This window comes from Pelomicrobium sp. G1, assembly GCF_051905455.1.
Taxonomy (GTDB): domain Bacteria; phylum Pseudomonadota; class Gammaproteobacteria; order Burkholderiales; family UBA6910; genus Pelomicrobium.
This window is the reverse complement of the sequence record NZ_JBQACR010000392.1, coordinates 1-263: the sequence shown is the minus strand read 5'-3', so window position 1 is coordinate 263 and position 263 is coordinate 1. Positions and strand designations below refer to the sequence as shown.

Here is a 263-nt window from a genome sequence, read left to right as displayed (position 1 = left end):
CGAAGACCGGGCACCTGGGCCCGACCATCTTCCGCTCCACCGATCTGGGCCGCACCTGGAAGGAGGCCGAGCGACCGCCGGCCTTCGCCAAAGCGCTGGACGGCAAGGGGCGCTCGGTCGATCACAACTTCTGGCTCACGCCGGCATACACCGCCGAGCCGGACGTTTGGTACGCGGGAACTTCGCCCCAGGGGCTGTTCCGCTCGGAGGACGGCGGCGTCACGTGGTTGCCGTTCTCCAGCATCAACGACGACCCCCAGTAC

At 68.4% G+C, this 263-nt stretch carries 1 protein-coding gene; it reads left to right on the top strand.

Translation table 11 applies throughout. The annotated features are described in order from the left end of the window. Window positions 1-263: WD40/YVTN/BNR-like repeat-containing protein (locus ACTFO6_RS18960; RefSeq protein WP_439935896.1), on the top strand; the 263-nt coding region annotated here is incomplete at both ends.